A 26,660-nucleotide genomic window follows, 5' to 3' on the forward strand; every position below is an offset into this window, starting at 1 on the left:
GCTTTGAGGTCACTTCTTCTTTTTAAGCGTTTTCGAGAAGGAGTAAGGAGCATCCTCCTCTCCTGCCCCACGCTGTTTGTTGGGCACATTGTCCATAGTGAAGCGCAGTGAGGAGCCGTTCATCAGTTGCTCGTGTGTCAGATAGTTGCGTGTATAGTCAACGCCATCCACTGTGAGTTTCTGCACGTAGCGGTTGGCACGGCTATTCTCAGGAGCTTCAATCGCCACAGTCTTACCATTTTCCAAGTGCAGACGCACAGAACGGAAGAGAGGAGCACCCAGCACATACTGGTCTGTACCCGGACAGACAGGATAGAATCCCAAAGCAGAAAACACGTACCAAGCAGATGTCTGGCCGTTGTCCTCATCACCGCAATAGCCGTCGGGATTGGCATTGTACATGCGCTCCATAACCTCACGCAGCCAGTACTGCGCCTTCCACGGCTGAGAGGAATAGTTATAGAGGTAAATCATGTGCTGTATGGGCTGGTTACCGTGAGCGTAGTTGCCCATATTCATGATTTGCATCTCCCGGATTTCGTGGATGACACTGCCATAATAGCTTTCGTCGAACACAGGCGGCAACACAAACACGGAATCCATCATTTGGTTGAAGGAATCCTTGCCTCCCATCAGGTCAATGAGTCCTTGCGGATCATGGAAAACCGACCACGAATAGTGCCAGCTGTTTCCTTCCGTAAAGGCATCACCCCACTTCAAGGGATTGAACGGCGATTGGAATGTGCCGTCCTCATTCTTGCCGCGCATCAGCTTGTAGTCAGAATCGAAAAGATTCCGGTAGTTCAGCGCACGTTTGGCAAAAGGAGCCAGTTCTTTCTTCGACTTGCCCAGCGAAAGTCCCAGCTGGTAGATGCACCAATCGTCATAGGCATACTCCAGCGTACGGGCTGCATTCTCGTTGATACCCACATTATAGGGCACATAACCCAGCTTGTTGTAATACTCATGCCCCAAGCGTCCGGTAGAGGGAACATTGGGATGCACATTCTCCGTACCGCTCTTCACGGCTTCCCACAATGTCTCGATGTCGTAGCCACGCAGCCCCTTCAGCCAGGCATCCGCCACCACAGAAGCGGAATTGTTCCCCACCATGCAACCACGGTGTCCCGGACTGGCCCATTCGGGCAGGAAACCGCTCTCCTTGTAAGTGTTGGCCAATCCTTCCTGCATCTTGGTATTCATGGACGGATACATTAGGTTGAGGAAGGGGAAGAGACAACGGAAAGTGTCCCAGAAACCGGTGTCGGTAAACATATAGCCGGGCAGCACCTCACCATTATAGGGGCTGTAGTGCATTACCTGACCTTGCGCATCTATCTCGTAGAAACTGCGCGGGAAAAGCACCGAACGGTAGAAACAAGAGTAGAAAGTACGCAGACGGTCGAGGTCGGTATCCTGCACTTCAATGCGGCCCAGCACCCGGTTCCATTCGTCACGCCCGGCTTTCGCCACCTCTTCAAGCGTCCGGCCACCCAGTTCCTTCAAGTTCAACTCGGCCTGCTCGTGACTGATGAATGAGGAAGCCACACGTACATTCACCTGCTCGCCACGGAGGGTATGAAAACCGATGATGCCACCGGCATGATTGGCACCTGCCTCGGTGGTACGGGGGTCAATCTTTCCGTCCTTCACGGCAGCAGTATAAGTAAAAGGCTTATCGAACTGCAATACAAAGTAGTTCTTGAAATTGCTTGGCACACCACCACTGTTCTTGGTGGTGTAGCCTATGATTTTCTTTTCAGCCGGAATGATTTTCACAAAAGAGCCGTTGTCCATGGCATCTACCACCACATAGGCTTCCTCCGTTTCAGGGAAAGTGAAACGGAAAGCAGCGGCACGCTCGGTAGGAGCAAACTCCGCCGTCACATCATGGTCGGCAAGATAGACCTTATAATAATAAGGAGTGGCAGTCTCGGCTTTGTGAGAAAACCAACTGGCACGCCCGTCCTGGTCGAAAGCCACCTTTCCGGTAACGGGCATAATGGCAAACTGTCCGTAGTCGTTAATCCACGGGCTGGGCTGGTGTGTCTGCTTGAAGCCGCGAATCTTGTCGGCATCATAGGTGTATGCCCATCCGTTACCCATGGTTCCGGTCTGTGGAGTCCAGAAATTCATGCCCCAAGGCATAGCCACGGCAGGATAAGTATTACCCGTAGAAAGGGAATGCTTGGACTGCGTGCCAACCAAGGTGCTGACGTAATCCACAGGTGTAATCGGCTCATCAACCGGCAACGAGGCCGCCTGCATACCGCCTACAAGAAGGAGGGCGGTTCCCCATGCAAAGAGTCTTTTCATTCGTTTGGTAAATTTTGTCATTGTTTATTCTGTATCAACTTGCCTTCAAGCATCTTCATGTAATATCCGCCTACTACCGAGCGGGCCTTGAAGCCACGCCAGTTGGGCTTGTCGGTAAATACCCAGTCGGACATCGGCACGCGGTCTATCGTTTCGTTCATGAACTTATGCACCGGGACGATGAATTCACGGAAAGTAGCCCGGTCGGAAGCCATTGTGGCAGTCCACATAATCCAGTCGGTCTTGGTGTAAGTCTCACGATTGTCGAGGGGCAAACCATAGATATTCTGTTTGGTCAGGTAATAAGGTATCTCCATTTCTGCAATTTTGCTGTCGAAGATGTTCAGTCCGAGCAGTTTGTCCCAGACCAGGTTGTACTTCTGGCTCCATGTACCCGGCTTGTCGAATGTCAGGCGATAATGGTCGCCGTCGTTGGCCATGCGTTCCCATTCAGCTGCCATCTGGCGAGCCTTCATGGTATAGGCTTCAGCCACATCCTTCTTGCCGAGCATTTCAGCCAACCGGCCATAAGAGGCTACTCCTAAAATTGCCTTGATGGAGAGATTGGTGTTATGGGCAAAGTGTCCGGCGAAGTCATCGGTACAGAGTTGGTTTTCAGGGTCAAGTCCCTTTTCCACCAGATAGTCTGTCCAAGTGGTGAGCACTTCCCAATGTTTGGCAGCATAGTCGGCATTGCCTTCTACGGCAGCAATGGCAGCTGTAAGAATCAGCATGTTTCCACTCTCTTCCACCGGCATATCGCCTCCGTATACCTGGCCGTTGGCAAGAGGATAAGTACCCAAATCATGGGCGGCGAAGGGCTTGGTCCATTTACCGCTTTCACTATAATGGAAGATACCGTTCATCATGCCCTTCTCCAGTTCCGGATTATAAATCAGATAGAGGGGAGCCGAGGGGTAAGTCAGGTCTACGGTGTTGATACAGCCGTTGCTGTTGTTCTCCTTCGACAGCCACAACAGGTCACCGTTGGGAGCTTCCACCAGTTTGTGGGCGGCAATGGACTGACGGTAGGCCAACGCGCAGAGGTCGGCATATTCCTTGCCTCCTGCTGCCGAAGCGTCTTCCATCAACTTTTTATCGAAAGCATAGCAACGTGCCAGCAATTTGTCATACTCATTGTAGGCAGCCAGCATTTCAGCCTCGATGGTACGGTCGCCTTTTGAGTTCCAGTAAGGACGCAAGTTTGTACCGAAGTACTGGATGGAATAGATGTCGTCATATCCCAGCATAATCTTGTCGGTAACATTCTTCACTTTGCCATAGCTACGCACCAAAGCCATGTTTCCATTGCTGTCCTCTCCCTCGAGCGAAGCTGAGTTCAAAGTTCCGTTCACGAAGTTCTTGCGCAGTTCGGTACTGTTGCCAACACTGTATGCAGTGTTTTCTTTGCCGGCAACCATGTAGAAATATCCCCAGTCAATGCGGAGGTCATCGCCCTGCTTTGCCAGGATGTTCTGTTCCTTGCTTCCACTCTTCAGGTAGAGCAGTCCGTCAGCTTCATATCCCTTGCTTGCAGATTGCTGGTAAGGCTGGTCGAGCGCCCAGCGCGGAGAAGCCTCAAAATACACCTCCACCTCGTGTTCCTTGCCGTCACGGGCAGCAACACTATAAGTAAGGTAATTCACGGGACGGCTCAGCAGCTTCAGGTCTTCCATAAAGAGAGGTGCCGTGAAGGTGACTTTCAAGTCGACATCACCACAGGTAAAAGCGTAGTGTGTCTGCATGGGCTGCACGTCGGCAGAGGTCTGCACAGCTGTATTGCCAAACACGGTTTCCAGATGTTTCGGAATCTGCAGGCCGAAGTCGAGCAAGCCGTTACCAACCGGATTGATACATTCGGCGGCAATGATGTTGTCGCCCTGCTTCAAAACCGCCAAAGCCTCATCGGGAAGTTTCACGACTTTGTTCTTGTTGCACGTGGTTCCTGTGCCGTGTATTTTCACTCCGTTGATGTAGAATACGGCATCGTCATCGTTGGAGAATTCCAGATAGACAGGTATACCGGTCAAATCACGGTCAATATTTACCGTACGGCGCACCCAGATATTGCGGGTTCCCCACTGGGTTTTTGCCGTAGGCTCATTTTCTTTAGTACCAAAGGCACCACGGTCTGACTTCCATTTGGAATCGTCGTAACCGGCAGAGGTCCAATCGCCCGCAGGCTTCTCTGTGGTATACCGGCCCGTCCAATCGCCTTGCTGCGAGGTGGGCACGATGGCATTCATCTCCAATTCCTCGGTTCCCATAAAACGGTAGGAAACACCGTCCACCTTCACCACGCCAATCAGCGGGAAATCCTTACCCGTCCAATGGCGCACGGGGCTGTCGTAAAGGTTATCACTCATGGACCATGCACTGGCATAAGGGTCGATGGTTACAAGCGGATAGGCAGGTGCTCTCAAGTCGTTCTTTATGACTTCGTAAGACGTATCCTTGTCACTGCATGCAAAAAGGCATGAAGCCAACAAGGTGTATAAAAGCTTTTTTCTCATATTGTTTATATAAAATAATTGTTTATGTTGTTACACTTTAAAAAATAAAAGGCCTGAGATTACCAGCAAAACTTCACCGACACTCCGTCAGGATTATTCTCAAACTCTATCAAATATGTATGGCTTGCTACATGCCAACGCTTGGCATCGAATACCTCTCTGCCGTCGACTGTCACACTCTTAGGACAACGGGGCAGCAGCACACGCGATACGTTTGAAGTCTCGGCAGGACTTTTCGCCACATAGGAGTACCGGCCTTTTCCGCGTTCTTCCTGTTCTTCGCGACTTGCCGAAGCCAGAACCTGCGGCTTCTTCTTACCGGCTACACGTTCTACATTCAGCAACAAGGCTTGCTCACCCGGATTTATCCGCTTGGAAGTGTATATCGGTAACTTGGGGTCGAAAAGGTCAATCAAACATCCTTCCACAGTAAACGGCTCGTCGCTCACGCTTTCTTCAAGCACAGCAGCCAAGTCGTAATCTCCCCTTTGCAGATAGAAGTTATTTTTGAACTCCAGCTTCCCCGCTTTCGCATTCTGCTCGTACATTCGGGCTGCAAGATACAAAAAATCTTTGTCACCGCCTTCATGCAGGACATAATCTTTAGGGTCGGTACGGACAATACATACGGTTCCCTTACCGTAACTGTATTCTCCCTGTTCCGGTCTGGCAGGAAGTCCCATCTGCTCAAAAAGATGTGCGGAAGGAGTAGCATAGTTATGCCCGTTGGTATTCCACCATTCCCTTACATTCTGGAAAGGGTCGTTGTCCGTTCCACTGTAAATCAGCACTCCGCCCTTCTTCACCCAATCGGCAATGTGGCTGTGCGCTTCGGACTCAAGCGGTTTCATGTTTGCATAAGTCATCAGCAACACTTTTGTGTCAGCCAGCGCTTCTTTATAGCCGAGGTTCTCAATGTGGACGGTCTTGACGGGCACGCCTCGTTTGAGCAGAGGCAATGCCTGACCGTAAAAGTTAGCCAGTTGCGGGTCTTCATATCCATTATGCGTAGGAAAACGCTGGAACATCAAGGAATTTGCCATCAGTACGCTGAATCCTTCGCTTCCGGTCAGTTTATTATCAGTCAGAGGCATACGGTTCAGGGCGTTAATCATCACTTGCATCTGTGTGGAATAGAAACGGGGAATACGTTCCTTCTTGTCGCTATTCGCACTTGTACGGTATAGTCCTTCGTAGATACGTTCCGGCCAAGGCATCACTTCGTAATCGGCTATATTCGGATAGAGTAGCTGTGCAGTGAAAGTGGCCTGATAGTTTTTCTTATAATCCGCCCAGTCACGCGGCCAGTCTTCAATAGGGTCGGTCAGGAAGAACATCTTACGACCGGTGGGAGCAGTCATCGACTCCATGGAACCATACTCCAGATAGGCAGTCTCGAACACACGCTCACGTTTGCGACCGTCAAAGAAATTCGGCTCGCGCGAAGTTCCGGTCCATACCTGGGCGATGTAACCGTCTACACAAGGAAGTGAAGCAAGACTTGCTTCCGGACTGACAATCTGCCATTGCGAATAGTTCACCAACGAGTGGGTGGGAACGTAGCACTTCACGTCCATCCTTTTGCTTTTACCATATTCCTTGGCAAAGGTGAAGACTTCATTCAGTGCACGATAGTACAAGTAATACTTGAGTTTGCTCGACAAATAAGTATTTTCCGGTGACTCATGTTGCGGTCTCCAGTCGAAGCCATAGTATTTTTTCCATTCTTTCTTAAAGGACTCACTGTAACCGGCTCTTGCCCAGAATTCCGGTTCCTCCATGAAGATGGCATCCACACCGGCGTCGATTACTCTCTTCACATGTCTCTCTTTCAGATAACTTAAAAAATTCTCCGACGGTACGATATAGGGCACCATGTGACCGTGCCATATCGTGTCTCCGGCCTGCGTGACCTGCCCCTCGTCCAAATGCCATTTCCCGTCCCATTGTCCGGTGAAATAGTCCTGATATTCACCCCAAGCAATACCGGTCATAAAGTGTATGATATATCCGCGCTCCTTCCAAGACTTTACCCGTTCTTCGAAAGATAGTTTGCGTGACTTGTCCGAGGGATTTCCTCCTACTCCATACACCATCACCGCATCAGCCCTATTGTCAATGGAAGGCTTCCACTCGCGTGAGGTTTGAAAAGTGGTCTTGACATTGTCTTTGGTTTGGGCACCTACGGAGATGCCTGTTGCCAGGACAGCCAAACTTATCAAAAAATGTTTTTGCTTCATATTGGTTTCTTGTTTTTATGGTATTAATCGTTACTCTTGCCATTATAGTGGCAAAAGATTGCCCACATACAAGCAAGGCTTTGCCACTATAGTGGCAAAGCCCCGGCTGTATACCATCAGGCTACGGAATAAGCACTTCCATCGGCTCGCTGTAGTTCCAACGGCGTGTACCGCTACCTACGGGTGTGTCGTAGTTAATACGTGCGGCAGCGCGTACAAACACTTTACGCCCCGAAGGCACGTTGCCGTTCGACTGGATGGTAACTTCCTTCCCCAGTAAGCCCTCGAAACTCTTGCCCTCATAGTTGATGCTGCTCGACCAACGCTCGTCGCGTGCCCGGTAGCCTACTGTGTTTGAGTAGCTGACAAAGAGTTGGATGTCGGTTACGTTCAAGTATTCGTCTTTCCAATTGCCCATCGGCTCGATTTTCTCACGGAAGACTTCATCCGACACGCCGCGTGTTACGCGTACTTGCGCCTTGATGACACCGTTGCTCACCTGCGGATTGCCCACAAGCTCGACGTTCAGGAAGGGCTGCACCTCGAACTTCACTTTCGTCGTGCCACTGATTTCAGTATTGATAGAACCGTCGTGAAGCAAGGTACCGTCTGTATTCTCACGTACTAAGGGAATGAACGGACCGTCGATACGGACATTATACTCACCCTTGAAGATTTTCGTGTTCTGGAATGTACCGTCCATCATGCAGTAAAAATCCGGGTTGTGTTGCACGTTGTCGCCCCAGCTCAATTCAGTCAGGCGGACACGGATGCCCTCACTGCCCTGGTCGGTCAATACACGCTTACCGGTTGCTTCATCTACCACCTCGCCCCAGATAGTCTCGGCAGGTTCCTCATAGTTGTCTATTTCGAACATACTACACGAGGTTAACATGAACAGGGCGCTGAATAAGCTATAGAATATTGTCTTTTTCATACGTTTTAAGTTTTTAATTTATTGAGTTTTATCGATTAGGCTGCTGGTCAATCACAGGACTCTTTGAAACCTCACCACCCGGAATCGAGAAGTAATAGTCCAACGGAGTGTAACCAAAGTCCTTGTCACCGGCAGTCGTATAGTTGAAACAAACATCGAAGAACCACTTGCCGGTTTCCGTCGAATAGAACGGATAGATACCACGGAAACGATAACGAGTCGTGTTGCTGAAGCGGTCCTTGTTGCATTGTTCACCCCAGAATCCGTCGCGACCTTCATAGTGGTTCACACGCCAGCGACGCAAGTCCCACTTGGTCTTATGCTCGAAGGCCAACTCTTTGCGGCGCTCCTTGCGGACGATGTCGCGGCTGTCGGTCGTGCCGGTCAGCGAGGCAGTCAGCAACCGGGCACCGGCACGTTCACGGATGTCATTGATAGCTTTCGTGGCTACGCTCAGCATATCCGTACCATCCGGCGAAGATACACCAGCCAACGAAAGTTCCACAGCAGCCTCGGCTGCATTCAGCAGCACCTCGGCATAACGCATCAAGATAAAGGGTTGCGCACTATTTCCTTCTCGGGGAACAAATGCAGGGTCAGGATTCAACCATTTGCGTGCCAACAGACCGGTCATGGCGCTTCCACCATCTTCATAGAAAGGACCGTTCTCGCCGGCAGCCGTCATCGTAGAGCCGTCGGGCAAGGTCACAATTTCTTGCTGGTCTTTAGGTTTCGGGCTGAGATAAAGTGTCTTGGGTTTCTCTTTATAAGCACTCAGATGATTGTACTTAGTAGTGGCCGAACCATACGAATAGTCGCTAAGAAGTGGTTTGATAGGCGCAGAACCCGTATAAACACCGGCATAAATATCAATTTCTTTACCTTTGAATACATCACCGGGGAAGATGACATAAGCACGCAAACGAGGCTCAGCATTTTTATAATAATCCATCGGGCTATCATACATAACGTAGTTGCCTTCGGTAGGAGAATTGCCTGTTGTCACCTTCAAGGTGCCGTCGGGATAACGATCGAAACCGTCGAACAACTCTACAAAGTCGGCTGTCGGACAGACACCGCAATTCAACGGAGCCTTGAAGGTAAGCGGCAGGTTGTAAGAATCGTAAGCGTGAGTGCTCGTAGGATAAGTGTACTCCTTCACATAGATATTTTCAGGGTTATTGCTGAGATCGGAGAACATATCTACCATATTCTGATATTGTGCTTCCGGATCATTGGCAGCCCATTTCTTCTTGTAAAGTGAATACACACCGCTTTTAATCACCTCGGAAGCAGCTTTGTAGGCTTCGGTGAAGTACTTCTTGGAAGCCTCTTGCCAACGGTTTTCATCGAATCCAATGACGCGTACGCCTGTCTTGGCACCCAAGCCGGTCAGACGGCCGGTTACCGTTTCATTATACTTGGCTACGCTACCTGCATAGAGCATGGCTTCCGACTTGAAGGCCAATGCTACATACTTGTTGCTGTAACCGCTCTTGGGACTGTTGGGCATCATCAGTTCGATGGCCTTGTCATAGTCTGCCAAAACCTGATTCCAAGTTTCTTCCTCACTGGCACGGGGTACTTCCAAATTGCCGTCCCCGGGATACTGGATGACCTTTGTTACCAAAGGGATACCACCGAAACGACGAGCCATGGCGTAGAAGACCGTGGCACGCACGTAATAAGCTTCACCCAAATAGTGATTGTAGGTAATCTCGGCGTAGGAACCTTGGTATTTCGGCAGGTTCTCAATCAGGTAGTTGGCATCACGCAATAACATGAACGGGCTTCCTTTACTTCCATCAGTGCTCCAATAAGCATAGTCTTCACCGGTAAACGCAGTGCAGATACCGTCACGGTTCATTGCTTCACCGGTACCGTCGATACCTATGGCATTCAGCCATCCGCTAAAGTTAAAACCCCATTGGGACAAGTACTTGAAATCTTCCCACGGCATATAACTATATAGACGCGCCATGTAGATGTCCATACCCGATTCGTTGGAAAGCAACGACTCGGAAGTCACGATATTCTTGGGAGCAATATCCATATCGACACATGAAGTGGCGAGGGTCATGCACAACATCGCGGATATCAGTTTATGTTTCATATTTACTATTTTTTAGGTTTATATCATTGATTACTTAGAAAGAGAGGGAAACTCCCAGTGTATAGGTCTTGTTCAACGGATACATACGGCCCAGGTCATCATCGGGATGCTCAGGGTCAACGAACTTCACGCCTGTGAAAGTCAGCAGGTTGTAGGCATTGGCATAGACACGCAGGCTGGCATTGGGAATCTGCTTCAATTTCGGGAAGGTATAGCCCAACTCGATGCTCTTCAGACGGAGGTAAGCAGTACTTACGCGGTTGAAAGCGGAATTGGTTCTTGCCCAACGACCTGTGTAAGCGTAGTGACCGGAAGTCCAGACGGCAGAAGGATCATAGGGATCGGCTTGGGGGTCTACGGGATGCCAGCGGTCGAGGAATTGCGTCAACGCACCACCGCCATTCTTACCCCAAATTTCATGCAGAGGCTCTTTGTATTCCATAGAACCCAGTGCAGAACCTTGCAACAGCATATTAAAGTCGAAGTTCTTCCATTGCAGGCCGGCATTCAAGCTGAATTGCAACCACGGAGTCTGGTCAAAGGCAAACGGATGTTCGTCCTGACCGTTAATCTCGCCGTCGCCGTTCCAGTCTTCATACTTATAATCACCCGGCAAGACATCGCGTTCCTTGAAACCGTAGTAATTCCAAATGTCGTTCCAACTGGTGTAACGACCGGCAGAAGTATAACCAAACTGTACACCTTGGTAACGGTTCGTCAGATTGTCGTTGCGCCAGCGATCATACGAGTTGGCCCAAGGTCCTTTCTCCGAAGCAGTCATGTATTTCTGACGGGTAACGGTAGCAATACCCTTCAGGTTATAGCCTACTTCACCAATCTTATTGCGGTGGGTCAGCTCCAGTTCCATACCGAATTGGCGGTCGCTGTCCAGATTTTCACGCGGAGCAGTGGCACCTACCACGGTAGGCAGGGCACCGGTACGGCGAGCGAAACGGCCAGTACGCAAACGGTTGAAGTAGTCGAACGAAACACCCAGCAGACCGTCCCATCCTTCAAAGTCGAAACCGATGTCGAATGTCTTCGATTTGAACCAAGTGATGTTTTCGTTAGGCAATGCCATAGGGCTGGCCGCGCTGATAAACTTGCCACCGAAGATGTAGCCCGGCGAATAACCGTTGTAGTCGCCGTTGGCCATGTTGCCGCTGGTCGAAGGGTAGGTGTACCCCATAGCCCAGTCATAATTCAAGTCGCCGTCGTCCCCCAGTATACCATAGCTGGCACGCAGCTTCAACTGATTGACGAACTTCAGCGCATCGATACTCTTGAAGAAAGGCTCTTCGGAAATTCTCCATCCAGCCGATACGGAGGGGAAGAAGCCCCACTGGTGTCCCTTGGCAAACTTGCTGGAACCGTCGTAACGGAACTGTGCTTCCAGCAGGTAACGATCGGCAAACGAGTAGTTGATACGACCTATCAAGGCTTCGTTGGCTTGTTCATAGAGGTCGTTATTACCGGTCTGCATGGCACCAATCTGACCTTCGGTCACACCTGCCAGCAGGTAAGGCATGGAGAACGCCAGGTCGCGGACAGCGTAGAAGTTGTCACCGTTGCGCTTCTGCACCTCCCAACCGATAACACCGCCCACGTGGTGAACATCGTTAAAGGTTCGGTCGTAGTTCACTGTGAATTGTCCCAGCATCTGCGACTTGTCATAGAACTCGCGGCGCATGTTGCTGGGCGAACTTTCGTTATAGACCTTCTGCTTGTAGGTACCGGTCTGTTCGTCATAAGCATACTGATAGTACTCTTTACGGAAAGCCTCGTTGTTGTCGGCACGATAGTCATAACTGAACATGGCTTTGGCAGTCAAGCCCTTCAACACCGGAGTGTATTCACCGAAGTCGGCCGTCAAAGTAGCCGAGGACTGGAAATATTTCTGCTTGTACTTCTTGTAACCGGAAATGTCGGCCGTCATCATGGCCACAGTGTTCTGTTCCATATCCAAACCGTTGTAGTTCAGCATCGTTCCCTCGGGGTCGGCGTATGCCGGATAGAGAACACCTTGGCGCCAGTAATTACGGATGATGTCTTGTGAACTGGTGTAAGGCGTGTTGCGTTCGTCGGAGATACCGCTCACGCCAAGTTCGAACTTTATACCTTTAGCAATTTCAGTCGAAATGTTAGAGCGCAGGTTGAACTTATTGTAGTTCAAGTCTCCTGAACGGAAGATACCTTCCTGATAGAAGTAGCCCATGCTGATGTAGAACTTCGTCTTCTCGGTACCACCGGAAATACTGATGTCGTGTTGCGTTTGCGGAGCCACGTTAGAGATAATCAGGTCGTTCCAATCCGTTGTACGACGCGTGCCGTTGCGGAATGCTTCGAAACTCTCTTCGCTGAAAACCCATGAACCGCCGTTGATGTTGTTCATCGACATTTCGTTGAACAGTGTCATGGATTCATAAGGGTCACACAGTTCGGGCATACGTGAAGGTTGCTGGAAAGTGTAGGAACCGTTGTAAGAGAATTCCGTTTTTCCTGCTCCTCCTTTTTTAGTAGTCACCAGTACTACACCGTTGGCGGCACGTACACCATAAATAGCGGCTGAAGCGTCTTTCAACACAGAAATGTCATCAATATCCATTGCATTCAAACGCTGGAACTCTTCCGTGCTCCGGGGAATTCCATCGATGATAATCAATGGAGCACCCATACCGCGAACATCGAAACTGTTGTTGAAAGTTCCGGGTTCAGAACTCTTCTGCCATACACGCAAACCGGGGATACGCCCCGTCAGCATGTTCTGCGGATTTTCATTCTTGGTCTTTATCATATCCTGACCTTTTACGGCAGAAACGGCACCCGTCACCGACCCGCGGCGCTGTGTTCCGTAACCTATCACCACCACTTCGTCTATCATCTTGGAATCGGTTTCCATGATGATATTGATAGTGGTACGTCCGTTCACTTTCTCTTCCTTGTTTTTCAATCCCACATAAGAGAAGCTGAGGATACCGTTCGCGGGAGCACTGATGGTATAGTGGCCGTCAATGTCGGTAATGACACCGGTGGTAGTACCTTTCACCATGACGGCAGCACCAATGACAGGCTCGTTGGTATCGTCCATGACTATTCCCGAAACGGAAATAGAGTTTTGTGCGAATATATCTGCCGGAACCAGCATCAGAAGTAGTGCCATAACCATGCAGGATAATCCTTGTCGCATCTTGCTAAAATTCTTCATAGTCCATTATTTTTAAAATTATTTTTTGCTCCATTCATAATTCGCCAACACTGCATACTCGGCTGCAAAAGCAAAAGTGAACATGCCTTCCACGTTGTTCTTGGTCCTTTCGGCTTTATTCCAGCCCACCAGCAGGTTAGTGGGAAGCATATGCTTGTATTGATAGTTTTCGTAGGCATAATCCAGGTTGTTCTGGAAGGCCTCGATACTGCTTGCGGCGGCAGCGTGGGCTGAATAGGCATCCACATACCCGCGCATCAGCACACCGTTGAACCAGTTACAGAATCCGCTGATATCGAATGCATAGCAACCCGATTTTGTGGCATCGGGCTTGGCAAAGTAGGCAAAGCTGTTATCAGTCAATTCAGCCAGGTCTGTCCGGTAGGCAGCATCGCCCGTAGCCCTGAGGAGGTCGGCGGCACCGGAAAGCATCGTACCGCTGTTGTAAGTGATGGCCGGACCTACGCGGTCGCGCAGTTTGGAACCTTTCCGATAGCGTTCGCCGTCAATGGTGACATATTCTATGTCGGACGACTCGGAACCGCCCATCATGTCATCGTACACTCCGTCGGGTCTCAGCAAATATTTCTTTTGCCAATCATAAACGGCTTTGGCGAAGTTCAAGTAATAGTCGGACTTCTTCTCCGTACGCAGCTTGCGGCTGTTGTCGGCAGCCACGTAGCCATAGGTCACTTCATCGGACTTTCCTTTGTAAATTTCGTGAAGCCACACCAACGGACTGACAATGGGACCGTTGCTGCAAGAGTGCTTGGTGAGGTATCCGGGTCCCCATGTGATGCCTCCCAACTGATTGCCTTGTTCGTCAAGGGTGCAGTCCCAACCGTCGAGCACGTATTCCATCAGGTATTCCGCCTTTTCCAGATAACGCTGCTCACCGGTGATATGATAGGATTCCAACAATTCACGCACCAGCCACATCTGGTCGTCATAAACATTGAGGATGCCTTCTACCTGTGCAGCTCCCTTGTCGTTTCCACGGTTTACGCCGTATACAGTCCACTGCCTGGTCTGTGTATAAGAGGTCAGCGTAAAGGTGCCTGCATAATACTCCAGATTGTCATAGAGTTGAGACAAAAGCTCCTTGTAACGGTTAAAGTGAGAGTCATAAAGAGCCGCCTCACCCTTTGCCTGCCCGGTCTTCATGGCTTTCATCGCAGCATTCACAGCCTCAATGGAACTGGTGTACATCCACACACTGCCCACCTCGCTGGAACGACTTCCGGTATAAGGGTTATAATAACGTGACATAGCCATGCCCGTTCCGGTGAAATAGCACTCCACGGCATTGTCAATCAGTTCGATGGCACGCGCCACGTTCTGCACCGGCAGATTGCCCGGAACTTCCGTCCCCCCGTTGCCCGGCTTTTCGTCAACAGCAGAGTCATTGCTGCAAGCCATCAACGTCCATAAAAGTAATATCAGTAAAGTAAATAGATTTTTCATTCTGTTCATACAATTAGTTTGTTATTCCATTGTTATGCCACGCAGCACCAGTTTGTTCTCGTCGCCGTTCTCTTCTCCCTTGAAGACACCGATGGTCAGCATCACGTCTTCCCCGTTGAACTGAGACAAATCGTAGACAAAGTCGGCATACGCGTCCGGGTTGCCCTTTCCTCCGGCCTCATGGATAAACTTCCAGCAACCGTCGGCGGCAGCCTCGGCAAACTGAGCCGTATTGGATGCTGGTGCCAGGTGTATGGCAGTTCCATCCATACGGATGGCCGTCACCTTGAAGAAGGTGGCATTCGTTCCGCTGAAGTTACGGGTCTTCAATGTCATCTTGTTGCGTCCGGATGCAATGGAGAACTTGGCATAGAAATAAGATTCGGGCACGGTGGTGCTTACATTGTTTCCACCACGTGTCTTAATCAGATAACCTTCGGAAGGGAATACCTCAGGGTCTTTGCTGAGCGGCATATACGACCACTCGGCACAAACATGGTCCACCTCGCGCCATGCACGATAAGCGTCCACATAGTTGTCGCGATTTCCTTCAATGGGACTCATACCCGTGAACTGCGACTTCACGTGCGGCATGGTAGAGCGTACCATTTCCTGAGTCATCTTCCAGCCGTCCAGTTCTTCGACTGCCGTTCCCGGCAACCATCCCCAACCTTCAACGACTTCCTTGGCAAAAGCGATGCGGCGCAATACCAGCTGCTTCCAATAGTCGCCCGTCTGGGCACGGAATGTACCGATGGCAATGATTACTTCCTTGCCGATGTATTTGCTCAAGTCCACCGGAACAGAGCCGTAGTCTCCCGAGGCATAGGTTCTGACGTCGCCCACCATCTCTGCTTTCGGTTCAGCCGCGGCCAGGTCTACCACCTGCACGCCATAGTAAGCCGGAGAAGCTTCGTCGGCACTGTGCGTACGAATCTGCAGGGTCATCATGTAGTTGTCTTCTGTAATCAGTTTGCTTCCGAATACAAAGGAATCGAACATTTCCAAGTCGGCGGGATTCTTGCGGTCGTCTTCATTGTTGCGGATGCGGAGAGTGGTTCCTTCGTTCTGCTCTTCCCAGTCGCCGCGGAAGTCCATCGTACACATGTAGTTGCAAGCCCAGTCCCAGTGGGGATAGTTTTCGGCGTTTCGTCCGCCGCGGTATTCGTTATAATACCATTTTTCGGCAGCCTTCAAGTCGTCGAGGGTCAGTCCGCGCAGGATTTCCGATCCACCCATGCGCACGTCTGCAGTGGCAATACCATCCACAAAGTCGGCCATAGCCACTTTCTTCACGATAGAGGCATAACCATCCTTCGTAAAGGTAACGGTATAGTCCGCCAGCGGCAAATTGCCGATTTCAAACGTACCGTCGCTTCCGGTGGTGGTAGTCTGTGTGGAGCTGATGCTGACCGTCACTCCTTCCAACGGAGCACTTCCCTTTCCCGCATCGGTCACTTTTCCCTTGATTTTTGCAGCTGCGTACTCCATCTTAGGACTGACTTCGGCCACTTGCTCTTCGTTGAATTTTCCTGCCACAACGGTAACGCTTACCGTCTGGTAATCGGCTTTCGTAAATGTAATTATATGTGTACCTATTGAAATGTTTTCGAGTGTATATACACCCTGTGAATTTGTCGTGGCCCGAGGGCCGTCCGGTGTAGCCGTTATACCGGAACCATCGACTTGAACCGTTACCCCTTCGAGGGGAGAAGATAAATCGTCCGTGACGACACCCGTCACCTTTCCATAAGATAAAGCCCCTCCGCCCGTGTCATCATCCGAGCAGGAGCTTAGCGCGAACACCATACTTATAAGCATGGTCATCAGTCCGAAGACTTTCAGCTTTCTTGCCTGTTTCATAGTTTAAATTATTATTAGAAGTTAATATAACAAAGGAGCCGATGCCAATCGCCCACATCAGCCTCAGGGCTTGCAAAGCGCCCCCTCGACCACAAATTTGATTTCGCATGGGTTAATTTTAGGGTTAATTTGCGTATAATGGAACAAAAAAAACATTAATCCGAGCTATTTTAACCCATAAAAGAAAGGACTGACTGCACTTGACTCTTTAAGTTTCGAAAGGGAAGACGTGAGTCAAACAATTATCGCACGGTTCTACTAAATACCCATTTCCAAGAGTCCATTTGTCCCCTTTTATCAATGCCGGAACCTTATTTTTTAAAAGACTGATTATCAAAGGCATTATAATAGCTCTATCTCAGTATACGACTGAGGTACCCTGAATATGCGGCTGAGTTCAAAAGTGTTTTGCTTTGTAAACATTTATCAGCCACACATGAAACATAACAAGAGTTATCGGACAAGCTGAAAGAGGCAGACCGAAGAACAAAAAGAGAAAAGACTGAAAGTAGCGGATGCAACGTGCCGGGGAACTAACTCCAGTAAAGACTGAAAGGATTAGGATAATCTTCCCCCGTGTGTTTTTTGTATTCCGCCACAAATTTCTGGTAAGTGCCAATAGCGGCATTCTCATGCTTGAGTATGAAAAGTGACTTGAGGCAACAAGACAAGGCTGTCTCGTTCACCGGGTCGATATTGAATTCCGCTTCGGCCAGGCTCACAGCTTCCGCATAATCCTGCGCCTCGAAAGCCTCCTTCATCAACTGCAAGACAAGCACTTCCAAGCGGCACTCCACATCCTGCTTGAAACCGTCGAACAACGGATCGTCCATAAAGCCTACAAACTTGCCACGCCCCACGATATGCAGAAACTCTTGCCGACATTCCTCTATCCGGTTCTCGGTGACTATTGCCTTAAACCGCAAGTAGTCGCAATAAAAACCGGAGGACAGTGTGAAACGGAAACATCCTTTCTCGTAGACCAATTCTATACCGTCCAGTTCTTTCAGAATCTTGCGCAAGTGGTTGATGGCTACACCACGAGAGTTTTTCACCTTATCCTTCGGCTTGTCGGGCCATATCAGGTCACTCAATTGTCTGGAAGAAATTCCGTCGGCATCGCTATAACGCAAAATGAGACAGAATATCTGCTTGATACGCAAGGAAAACATATAGGAGATATTACGCCCGTTCCGGTCGAACACGGAGAAGTCACCGAATAAATACATCGAATTGGCAGCTCCCATATCTACCGCCATCTTCTCTGCCTTTGCATCAGAGACATCAGAAAGCTGTTCCTTGTCTTGTCGCACAGCTTTGCCATCCTTGCACTTACCGGAGTTTCGGCACCACTTGCACACTATCCACACGCCCCCGCCAGCTACAGCCACAACCGCGACTACCAGTAACAGCCACACATGTAAAGCATTTCCTCCACCGTTATTTGCAGTATATTTTTCAAGAGAAACCGATGGGAATAGCAACGAATAGACAGAAAATTTGGAAGACACGTCGTCTCTTGTTTCCTGCACAGTCACAAAAAGCCTGCTTTGACGCTCGTTGTAATAAAGACGAGCGTTCGTCATGATTCTGTCGGAGTAAATGGGAATGGAATCACCCAATATATGACAACTGCCATCTTTTACAGAAAAGCGGTAAAGATGCAAAAATGAGTTGGACACACTCTCGGGATAACGCAAGACATAGAAACAAGAGTCATTCAGTATAACCATATCCTGCGCCGGAACCATATTAGGCTGTCCTTCTGAAATGTCCCAAAGCTTCTGCACACGCATTTCTTGCAAATCCACCTTATAAAAATCGTGAAAATAACGACGGCCTATCACCTGGTCGCCCGATTCATTGCCCATACCGCCGAAAATATAGACAGAATGATTACTGTCCAGATAACCAACCGAAGAGAAATAACGCGGACAAAGAAAATCGCCGGACAGAGAACCCAGCGTATCCCAACGTTCCTCCTCCGCATTGAACATATAGAACTTATTGCTGTAGTACATATTGCCGAAGCCGCCGAAGATGGTGTAACGTTTGCGAACTGCATCATAATAGGAACAGTGATGATGCAATTGCATACTCAGCCGACTGTAACTCTCCACCCTCCAGCCCAACGTATGCAAGTCCAAACTCGCTATCATAGGCTCTGAATCTCCATTCTCGGTATACACCTCGTAGGCATAGAGCCTTTCACTGCCACTATCGAAGAAACTGCCGGCAAGAAACAGCTTCACAGGGCACCGTTCGGCAAAAGCCTTGGCAGAAGTGCTTCCCGTCTCCATATTGTAGACGAACAACGAATCACGGTTGAAATAATAAATCTCGTTTCTGTCGGCATTGTAGCAAGAACCAGCTTCCGAAGCCGACGCAAAGCCACCCTCTTTCCTCCAGTGATAGGCCTCGTTAATCAACCATATCGGGTTCTCCACTTTTCCATAAAGAGTACCCTCTTGGTTACAGACAGATTCTCCGTCCGCCTCATCCAAGGGAAATGTGTAAGTATGCTCAGCATTCACAACCAGCTTGTCAACAGCTATCTCCGGAACGTCAATGATGTGGTCGCTCTTACCGAACACGATTTTCGGACTGAACTCATCAGAGAGCAACACCCCCTTACATACCTTTTCTTGATCGTGAATCTTGAGAGTAATCTCATCCTGCTTCAGATTGAAAGCTATCTTCACCTTAAACCAATGGGATTTCATAGCCCCGGCCTTACTGACTGGCAAGGCTATCAACACACACTTCCCCTCCTGGTTCAGACGGAACAAGATGTCATCACCACGAAAATCAAAGAAAAGATTGAAAATCTGTCCTTCGTCACCCCCCTTCACTCGCAACACATAACCGACACTTTCTGTAGAATACAGAGCCATATTGAATTCCAAGTCAAAGTAGTCTTTGAAAGAGGGACAACTGTGGGCAAACACATCATAGGATGTCCTTTCGTCGATAGGGCTGGCTGCGCCACGAAATCTCAATCCGTATGCGGAAACCATTTGGGTAGTGCAAAGACTGATTATTAAAATGATATATCTATATAAATGTACCATTAGGTTTTCATTTAAGGTTATGCAATGCCATCATAAAACATTAGCCAACATTTATTAAGAAATGATGGGAAGATTGAAATGCAAATATATAAAATATTAATGAACGAATAATATTTTGCTAAAATAAAGTAAGTTCCTATACAGCTATTATAAAAGACTAAAAGTCCGTATCATCCTCGCTCCTATAGAAGCGGAAGATGTACGGACTGGATGAGAAGTAGATACGGAGAGATTAGGAAAGCAGCATGGAAAAGTTATGACGCAGGTACTCCCGTCACAATTCCCCGGCCATGTGTCCCTATATAAACCCGCCCATATTCCTGCATATCACCGCAGATATGCAATACCAGGCCATATTGATGGGCATCATCGTTGATACGTACCCAAGAGTTCGCCGCATCGTCAGAACGGAAGAAACCATATTGCCCGTTGACTACGCCTATCAGGTAGATGGCAGGATAATCATTGCCTGGCTTTGCCTTGCCAAAACCAAAAGCATAGATGGTACGTACCTTATCCAAAGCTCGGAAATCAAATTTTTCTGAAGCAGCAGAGCGGTACAAACCATCATAAGCTGCAATCCACAAATCTTTTTCATGACCGGGAGTAGCGTAGATACGGTCTTGCCCTCCACGCGGATCTCCTCTTCGTACGGCGGCACCGGCATTACCCCGTTGGAACCGTTTAACAGTTAAATTCAATGTGTCGGCATGAAAAGTCGCCCCACCATCCTCGCTGCTATACAATATTTCGGCCACAGCATCTACAGCATAAAAACGTTGGGGGTTCACCTTGTCTGCAATGACGCGGATATTCTTAGGCAAACCACGACAAGATTGCCAAGAAGCCCCTTTATCACGAGTCAGATAAGCCTCCGAGCGGTCGGGTGTCCAAATCCAAGAAGAGCCGTCTGCTGCCACGGCGATATGCCCATTACGAGATTTTTCAGTCGGAACAGTGGCACACATAGTCCAGTGCCTGCCTCCATCTTCTGAATATGAAATAGTCTTTGCACCCGGCTGATGGCCGAACAGTGTACCAACCCTGACTATCAAATCCTGCTTCAGCCAGGCACCCGTCACTCCATTCGTATTTCCGAAATGAGGATTGGCATGGCTGCCCAACGGGTCGGGCCGATTGAGGTCGAAATGCGTAAAGCCACCATAATCACCGATACCGGAAATCAGACGCGCCCCTTTTTCGGGAGCATAGAGTTCGAGGGGCACGGTCTCTTCGATACCGGCAGACATGATACTCCATTTCACCGGTTCCCCACGTTCCACGGCAGAGAGATTAAAAGTTTCCCAACCACCGAAACCGGTGGTAAACATGGCATGTTCGGCGTCGGCAGGGTCTATCTCAATATCGAACATCCAGTGCAGAGGGGCTACTTTTGTATAGGGAGCCTTAGAATAATCATACTCATATCCCGTCTTGAAAATCGGTTTCCAGCTCTTGCCACCGTCAGTCGTACGGAACATCTCATCACTTTTATAACCGTGCTTGCCCCCCAGACTGTGTGTACTGGCAATCAGATGCTTCGGATTACGAGAATCTACAGATACGGCTGCATAGCCAAATCCTGCCTTTTCGCCACCTGGCAGTCTGACGGGAGAAATGTCTGTCCATTTGCCTTTACGGGTATCGTATTTCCATACGCCTCCATCCCCCATCTGGCTTGGACCGGGAGTATCTCCATACGTCAGAACCAATTGCCCGTCACCGGTCAAGACCATATGCGTGGGGCGATACTGCACCGGCTGTCCCCCGACCGGCTGCCAACTTTCACCATAGTCGTGGCTCACGAACAGATTTTCCCTGCCCATCAATGAAACTGCCACATAAATGTCACAGGTGCCGCGCCCATCACGAGTGCCTTGTGCATCATAGGCAACACAGACAATGCCACTGCCGCGATTCCCCCATGCGACACGGTCGGCGGGATTGAACTTCTCGGAGACATCCGGGAAAGACGCCACCCGTGCCCAGCTCTGTCCTTTATCCGTACTGCGCCACAAGCCATGCAAACGGGTCCCCATATAAATGATATTCCCATTCTGCGGGTCCACCATCATCCGTTCCCCATTGCCACGCCCATTCTCGTTGCCGCCCATCGTAAAGGGCACATCGACACGAGTAAAGGTTCTGCCGCCATCATAAGAACAAAGTATGGCCCCATTGGAGCTACTGGTATACGTACCGCAGGCAATATACACGTTCTGCGGATTCTGCGGGTCGATGGCAATGCTCTCCACCCCCTGCAGATTACTTTCATCCAGACTTATCCAGTCCAGCAAAGGCGTCCATTGGTTGGAAACAGTGTCCCACCGATAGGCTCCTCCCATATCGGTGCGGCAATAACGGACACCAGGAGCTTCTGGGTGAAAAACGATACCGTCCACAAAGCCTCCTCCCACTATCGGTACGCTCTTCCATTCGTAAGAAACGGAATTCACCGGAGATATATCTTGAGCAAGCATCGGCATGCCGCCCAACATCAAACTTATTCCTGCTAAAAACAACTGTCTTTTCATAAGCATCAAGGTCCTAAAACAAACATTCTTTATATTGCTTCCAAAGATAAGAATATTTCATTGATATTTCAGGCTGAAACATTTGACACTTCGCATATACAATACTAATAAACAACATATTAACAAAAACAAGAAACTAAATCAAGCCATAAAAAGATTAAAATAGTACCCATAAGAACTCTCCTCTCCAACAGCTTTTGTAACAACAATGCAACATATATGACACAAAAACACAACACGCATGTCCGAACTTTGCCGCCGACAAATCATTCGACAACAACAAATCATGAAGAAAAGCGTATTGACAGTACTGATTGCCCTGCTGCCACTGGCCGCAATTGCCCAGCCCCCTTCCATCAACGAGGACGGGAAAAAGATGGAAAAGGAAAAGATGGAAACGAAAGACTACCTGCCGGAAGTCCACGGAACCATCCGCGCCAAATACGAATATCAGACCACTATGGGTGCAGGACGTTTCGAGGTACGCAATGCACGTATCAGCGTAACGGGCAACGTACTGCCCATTGTTGCCTACAAAGCCGAGATAGACCTCTCCGACGAAGGCCAAATCAAGATGCTGGATGCCTACGCCCGGCTTTTCCCGACAAAAGGACTGACGGTCACCGCCGGACAAATGCGTGTTCCCTTCACCATCGATGCCCACCGCTCACCGCACCAGCAATACTTCCCCAACCGGTCGTTCATCGCCAAGCAAGTGGGCAATGTACGGGATGTAGGATTCACAGTAGGATATACCCTGCCCACCGATGTACCTATCACCGTGGAAGGAGGACTTTTCAACGGTTCCGGACTGACCAACCAGAAAGAATGGCACAAGGAAGTGAACTACTCCGCCAAAGCCCAGTTCCTCTTCACCAAAGGACTGAACCTGACACTGAGCGTGCAGAGCATCCAACCGGAAGAAGTACGTATGCAATCCTACGACATCGGTGCCTACTATGAAACCGGCCGTTTCCACATCGAAGGCGAATACTTGTACAAGCAATATTCCGACAATGCCTTCAAAGATGTACATGCCGTCAACACTTTCATCAACTACGATCTGCCGTTACGGAAAGTATTCAACAAAATGTCTTTCCTGCTACGCTATGACATGATGACCGACCAGAGCGACGCCAAAACCGCCGATGAGGAAACCGGCAGATTGACAGTGACCGACTACAAACGCCAACGCCTAACGGGCGGCATCACCTTCAGCCTCAGCAAGGCATTCCGCACAGACCTCCGGCTGAATTACGAGAAATACTTCTATGCCAAAAACAGCATAGCGAAGGAGTCGGAACAAGACAAAATAGTATTGGAATTGATGGTACGTTTCTGATATTTCTTGGCTTCCCCTTGTTTCTTTCATTCCAAAAATGTATATTTGGAATAAATTATTCCGAGCTATGGCAAATCCAATCATACCCGGTATACCGCAGACTGAACAAGACTTATTGTATAGTAAACTGAATGCATACAATCAAGGGAGAGCCTCTTATAAGGAAGTAGGCGCCTATCTTGTCGTACTGCCCCGGCCGGAACATCCCCAATATACTTTGTGGGTTTACTCTCCACTGCCCGGAAGACAGTCCATCTTCTACATTTGCGACCTTTCCACCGACATTCACGAAACGCTACAGATGGCAAGCACGCTATGCTTCTACTCGCCGCGCAGCCTGCTGCTTGTGGAGTATAATGCCAAAAGAATGCAGAGCAAAGGGGACGACATTATCTCCATAGGCAAATACCACGGCCACTTCCTGCACGAAATTCTCCGTATAGACCCTGCCTATCTCACGTGGATAGCCTTCAAATTCCAGCCTCGCATCCCCAAACAGGAACGTTTCGTACAGATTGCCAAGATTTACCATTCGGTCTACCTCGACATACAACGAAGAAAAACGTACCAAACCAACGGCGGACGTTTTCTGGGGAAGGAAGGGGAAAGAGTGGAGAACCTGACACTGACCGTACTCAGCGTACGACTGGAAGACAACCCCTACAAGACACAGCTCAAAGGAACCACTCCTTATTTCTACGTACGCCAAGTGTTGAAACTGAAAGACTCCGTCGGCAACTTCGTCAGCATCCGGATGAACGCACGCACGGCAAGCCGGAAATCATGCCAACTGCCTGCCGTGGAACATGCCTACCAAGTAGGGGAAATCATGGAAATAGCATCGGCACGCATAGCACGTACCTATATGATAGGAAGCAGCAAATATACCCGGCTGACACATGTGAAGTTACACGTCCCTACCGGGTAAAGGATTTTCTATCAGATACGAACCACACGCTGCATACGGCTGCTTTCCCAGGCTGCCTCTATCAAGCGGATGACTCCGATCACCTCGCGGGCATCGCTCTGCAAAGGTTCGCCGTGGCGGATATGCCGATAGATATTCTCGTAAAAAGCAGCATAATTACCGGGAAGGCTCGGATAGGACTCACGCACGACTTTGCCGTCCCTTTCAGTATGAAGCAGCCCCCAAGAGGACTCATCCTCCTCGCCCCAGTGCGGAGTGCCAGGCAATACACCCTCGGTCAAGGCCGCTTCCTGCGGGTCGAGGCCATATTTCACGTAAGACCCTTCCCTGCCGTGAAGGACGAAACGGGGTTCGTTCTCGCACATCAGATAGCTGGATTTCAGTGTTATCTTCACTTCAGGCGCTTTTGAGGGACACAACAAATGGATAATGAAATAATCATCCACCTTGCCGTCCTTGCGCAGCGTGGCAATATCTGCAAAAAGGGCTTCGGGCATCCCGAACAGTTGCACAGCCTGGTCTATGACGTGGGCGCCCAGGTTATAGGTCAAGCCGCCGCCATCTTGTCCGGTTTCCTTCCAAGTATTCGGCTTGATGAAATTACGATAACGGGGAAAGGTGGATTCAAACTCCACCAGATGTCCCAGCAAGCCCTTGGACAGTATTTGCTTGACTGTCAGGAAATCACAGTCCCACCGGCGGTTCTGGTAAACGCTCAAGGTCAGCCCCCGGCTTGCGGCAAGTGCCACAAGTTCCTCAGCTTCTGCTACGGTGGTGGTGAAAGGCTTCTCCACAACCACATGCTTACCTGCTTCGAGGGCGCGGCGGGCATACTCATAATGAGTGCTGTCCGGTGTGTTGATGACAACCAAATCCAACCCTTCAAGTCCGATAAGTTCCTCAAAACTCCGCACAATACAAGCGTCGGGATACTTCTCCCGGGAGAGTTCCTTACTGCGCTCCGTAACGGCAGTCAATTCAAAATGAGGGTTGGTGGAGATGAAGGGAGCATGGAAAACACGTCCCGACATTCCGTAAGCGGCTAATCCGGTTCTTATCTTGTCCATATCGTTCTTTTTAAGTTCACCCTTATTCCGTCACCAACGGACGCTTACGCCAATCGTCTTTCACATAGCTGTCGGGGTAGACCGTTTTATCAATGATTTCACCACCTTTCAGACGAATCCAGGTGGTGAAAGTACGGGCACCTTCCTTCATCACAATGACACGGGCACCGTTGGACAAATGGTTGTACTCGGTATTGCCACCGGTGAAACGGCCGTAAGCCAGCAGAATGCCTTTCCACATTACGGCATAATCGTTGTCATGGTCGTGTCCGACAAACATACCCATCACATCACCGGCCTCTTTCATGGCAGTGAACATGCCCGTATTCAGCTCCGGAGCGCAAGCCTTTTCCATGCGAGTACCTATCAGTATGGCGTTCTCATCGGAAGCGGCTTCGTTATATTCCGGCAGAGGGATGTGGAAGAATGCCAGTGCAGGCAAAGGTTGCCCACCGTTTTTTGCTTTATAAGCGGCACTCTGCTGGCGGTACCAGTTCACCTGGTCGAAAGTGAGCCAGTCGTACCCTTTTACATCGGGCAGTTTGGAGTAGGAATGGGAATCCAGACAGTAAAGCAGGGCTGCATCCTTCTTGCCGTCCGAGGATTTCAGTGTGAGGACATAGTCGGGGGATTCAACTCCGCCACGGTCGGGTTGGATATTGAAAGGCATGGAACGGATAACATCATAAAGTTCGGCACGTGTTTTTCCCTGCTCGTTGTCGTGGTTACCAAAGGTTACGACAAAAGGAATCTTACGGTCCGTAGCATAGGAAAGCACCTTGCGCATGGCTGTATCGGCAGGTGCGGCATAGACCACATCGCCGGTAAAGACTACTAAATCGGGGCGCTCAGCATCGAGCACCTCGCCAATACGCTTCAAAGCAATGTCTGAAGCCGGATTACCATACTTAAAGTGGATGTCTGTAAACTGGACGATTTTAAACTCTCCATTCTTGTTGAACTGTAAAGGCGATACTTGTGCCGGGCAGAACAAGGAGGATAAAAGTGCCAGACAAAAGGTCAAGGAGATTTTCTTCATATAAGTGGATGATTAAATTGAGTTGATA

Annotated in this window: 14 protein-coding genes; 2 read left to right on the forward strand and 12 right to left on the reverse strand. The window is 49.5% G+C overall.

Annotation, left to right across the window (positions count from 1 at the left end; all coding sequences use genetic code 11):
- Window positions 1–9: 9 nt before the first annotated feature.
- The 10 genes from DW800_RS08530 to DW800_RS08575 all read right to left on the reverse strand — a co-directional run bounded on the left by DW800_RS08530 (window position 10) and on the right by DW800_RS08575 (window position 22,256).
- The gene (locus DW800_RS08530; RefSeq protein ID WP_119957984.1) at window positions 10–2,316 is read right to left on the reverse strand and encodes a GH92 family glycosyl hydrolase; all 2,307 of its coding nucleotides are present in this window, start codon (window positions 2,314–2,316) and stop codon (window positions 10–12) included.
- A gap of 17 nt (window positions 2,317–2,333) precedes the next feature.
- Window positions 2,334–4,829 (reverse strand): glutaminase domain-containing protein, encoded by a 2,496-nt coding sequence (locus tag DW800_RS08535; RefSeq protein ID WP_119957969.1) that lies wholly within the window; start codon window positions 4,827–4,829, stop codon window positions 2,334–2,336.
- Window positions 4,830–4,888: 59 nt separating this feature from the next.
- Complete coding sequence (locus tag DW800_RS08540) at window positions 4,889–7,069, reverse strand: hypothetical protein (protein ID WP_119957970.1); 2,181 nt, start codon at window positions 7,067–7,069, stop codon at window positions 4,889–4,891.
- Window positions 7,070–7,190: 121 nt separating this feature from the next.
- On the reverse strand, window positions 7,191–8,006 hold the full coding sequence (locus DW800_RS08545) for a DUF3823 domain-containing protein (RefSeq protein ID WP_119957971.1): 816 nt from the start codon (window positions 8,004–8,006) through the stop codon (window positions 7,191–7,193).
- Between the two features lie 28 nt (window positions 8,007–8,034).
- The gene (locus DW800_RS08550) at window positions 8,035–10,119 is read right to left on the reverse strand and encodes a RagB/SusD family nutrient uptake outer membrane protein (RefSeq protein WP_087331508.1); all 2,085 of its coding nucleotides are present in this window, start codon (window positions 10,117–10,119) and stop codon (window positions 8,035–8,037) included.
- Between the two features lie 34 nt (window positions 10,120–10,153).
- A complete protein-coding gene (locus DW800_RS08555) occupies window positions 10,154–13,324 on the reverse strand; it encodes a SusC/RagA family TonB-linked outer membrane protein (protein WP_119957972.1) in 3,171 nt (1,056 codons plus the stop codon).
- 18 nt (window positions 13,325–13,342) lie between these two features.
- A complete protein-coding gene (locus DW800_RS08560; RefSeq protein WP_119957973.1) occupies window positions 13,343–14,797 on the reverse strand; it encodes a glycoside hydrolase family 76 protein in 1,455 nt (484 codons plus the stop codon).
- A gap of 12 nt (window positions 14,798–14,809) precedes the next feature.
- Complete coding sequence (locus DW800_RS08565) at window positions 14,810–16,651, reverse strand: collagen binding domain-containing protein (protein ID WP_087331495.1); 1,842 nt, start codon at window positions 16,649–16,651, stop codon at window positions 14,810–14,812.
- A gap of 533 nt (window positions 16,652–17,184) precedes the next feature.
- Window positions 17,185–19,722 carry a hypothetical protein gene (locus tag DW800_RS08570; RefSeq protein ID WP_119957974.1) on the reverse strand — a complete coding sequence of 846 codons (2,538 nt, stop codon included), beginning with the start codon at window positions 19,720–19,722 and terminating at the stop codon, window positions 17,185–17,187.
- 254 nt (window positions 19,723–19,976) lie between these two features.
- Entirely contained in the window at window positions 19,977–22,256 is a 2,280-nt protein-coding gene (locus DW800_RS08575) for a sialidase family protein (protein WP_243634912.1), read from the reverse strand.
- A 286-nt stretch (window positions 22,257–22,542) separates the two neighbouring features.
- Between DW800_RS08575 and DW800_RS08580 the strand changes: the two genes are divergently transcribed.
- Together DW800_RS08580 and DW800_RS08585 are read left to right on the forward strand one after the other, a co-directional pair.
- The gene (locus DW800_RS08580) at window positions 22,543–23,598 is read left to right on the forward strand and encodes a porin (RefSeq protein WP_087331488.1); all 1,056 of its coding nucleotides are present in this window, start codon (window positions 22,543–22,545) and stop codon (window positions 23,596–23,598) included.
- A gap of 67 nt (window positions 23,599–23,665) precedes the next feature.
- On the forward strand, window positions 23,666–24,526 hold the full coding sequence (locus DW800_RS08585) for a hypothetical protein (protein ID WP_119957976.1): 861 nt from the start codon (window positions 23,666–23,668) through the stop codon (window positions 24,524–24,526).
- An 11-nt stretch (window positions 24,527–24,537) separates the two neighbouring features.
- Here the strand turns inward: DW800_RS08585 and DW800_RS08590 are convergent, their stop codons facing one another.
- Window positions 24,538–25,593 (reverse strand): Gfo/Idh/MocA family oxidoreductase, encoded by a 1,056-nt coding sequence (locus tag DW800_RS08590; RefSeq protein WP_087331486.1) that lies wholly within the window; start codon window positions 25,591–25,593, stop codon window positions 24,538–24,540.
- A 22-nt stretch (window positions 25,594–25,615) separates the two neighbouring features.
- Window positions 25,616–26,632, reverse strand: a complete 1,017-nt coding sequence (locus tag DW800_RS08595; RefSeq protein WP_025835266.1) for a metallophosphoesterase family protein — start codon at window positions 26,630–26,632, stop codon at window positions 25,616–25,618.
- Between the last annotated feature and the right edge of the window lie 28 nt (window positions 26,633–26,660).

This window comes from Bacteroides sp. AM32-11AC (assembly GCF_003603515.1).
In the GTDB taxonomy this organism is placed as follows: domain Bacteria; phylum Bacteroidota; class Bacteroidia; order Bacteroidales; family Bacteroidaceae; genus Bacteroides; species Bacteroides uniformis.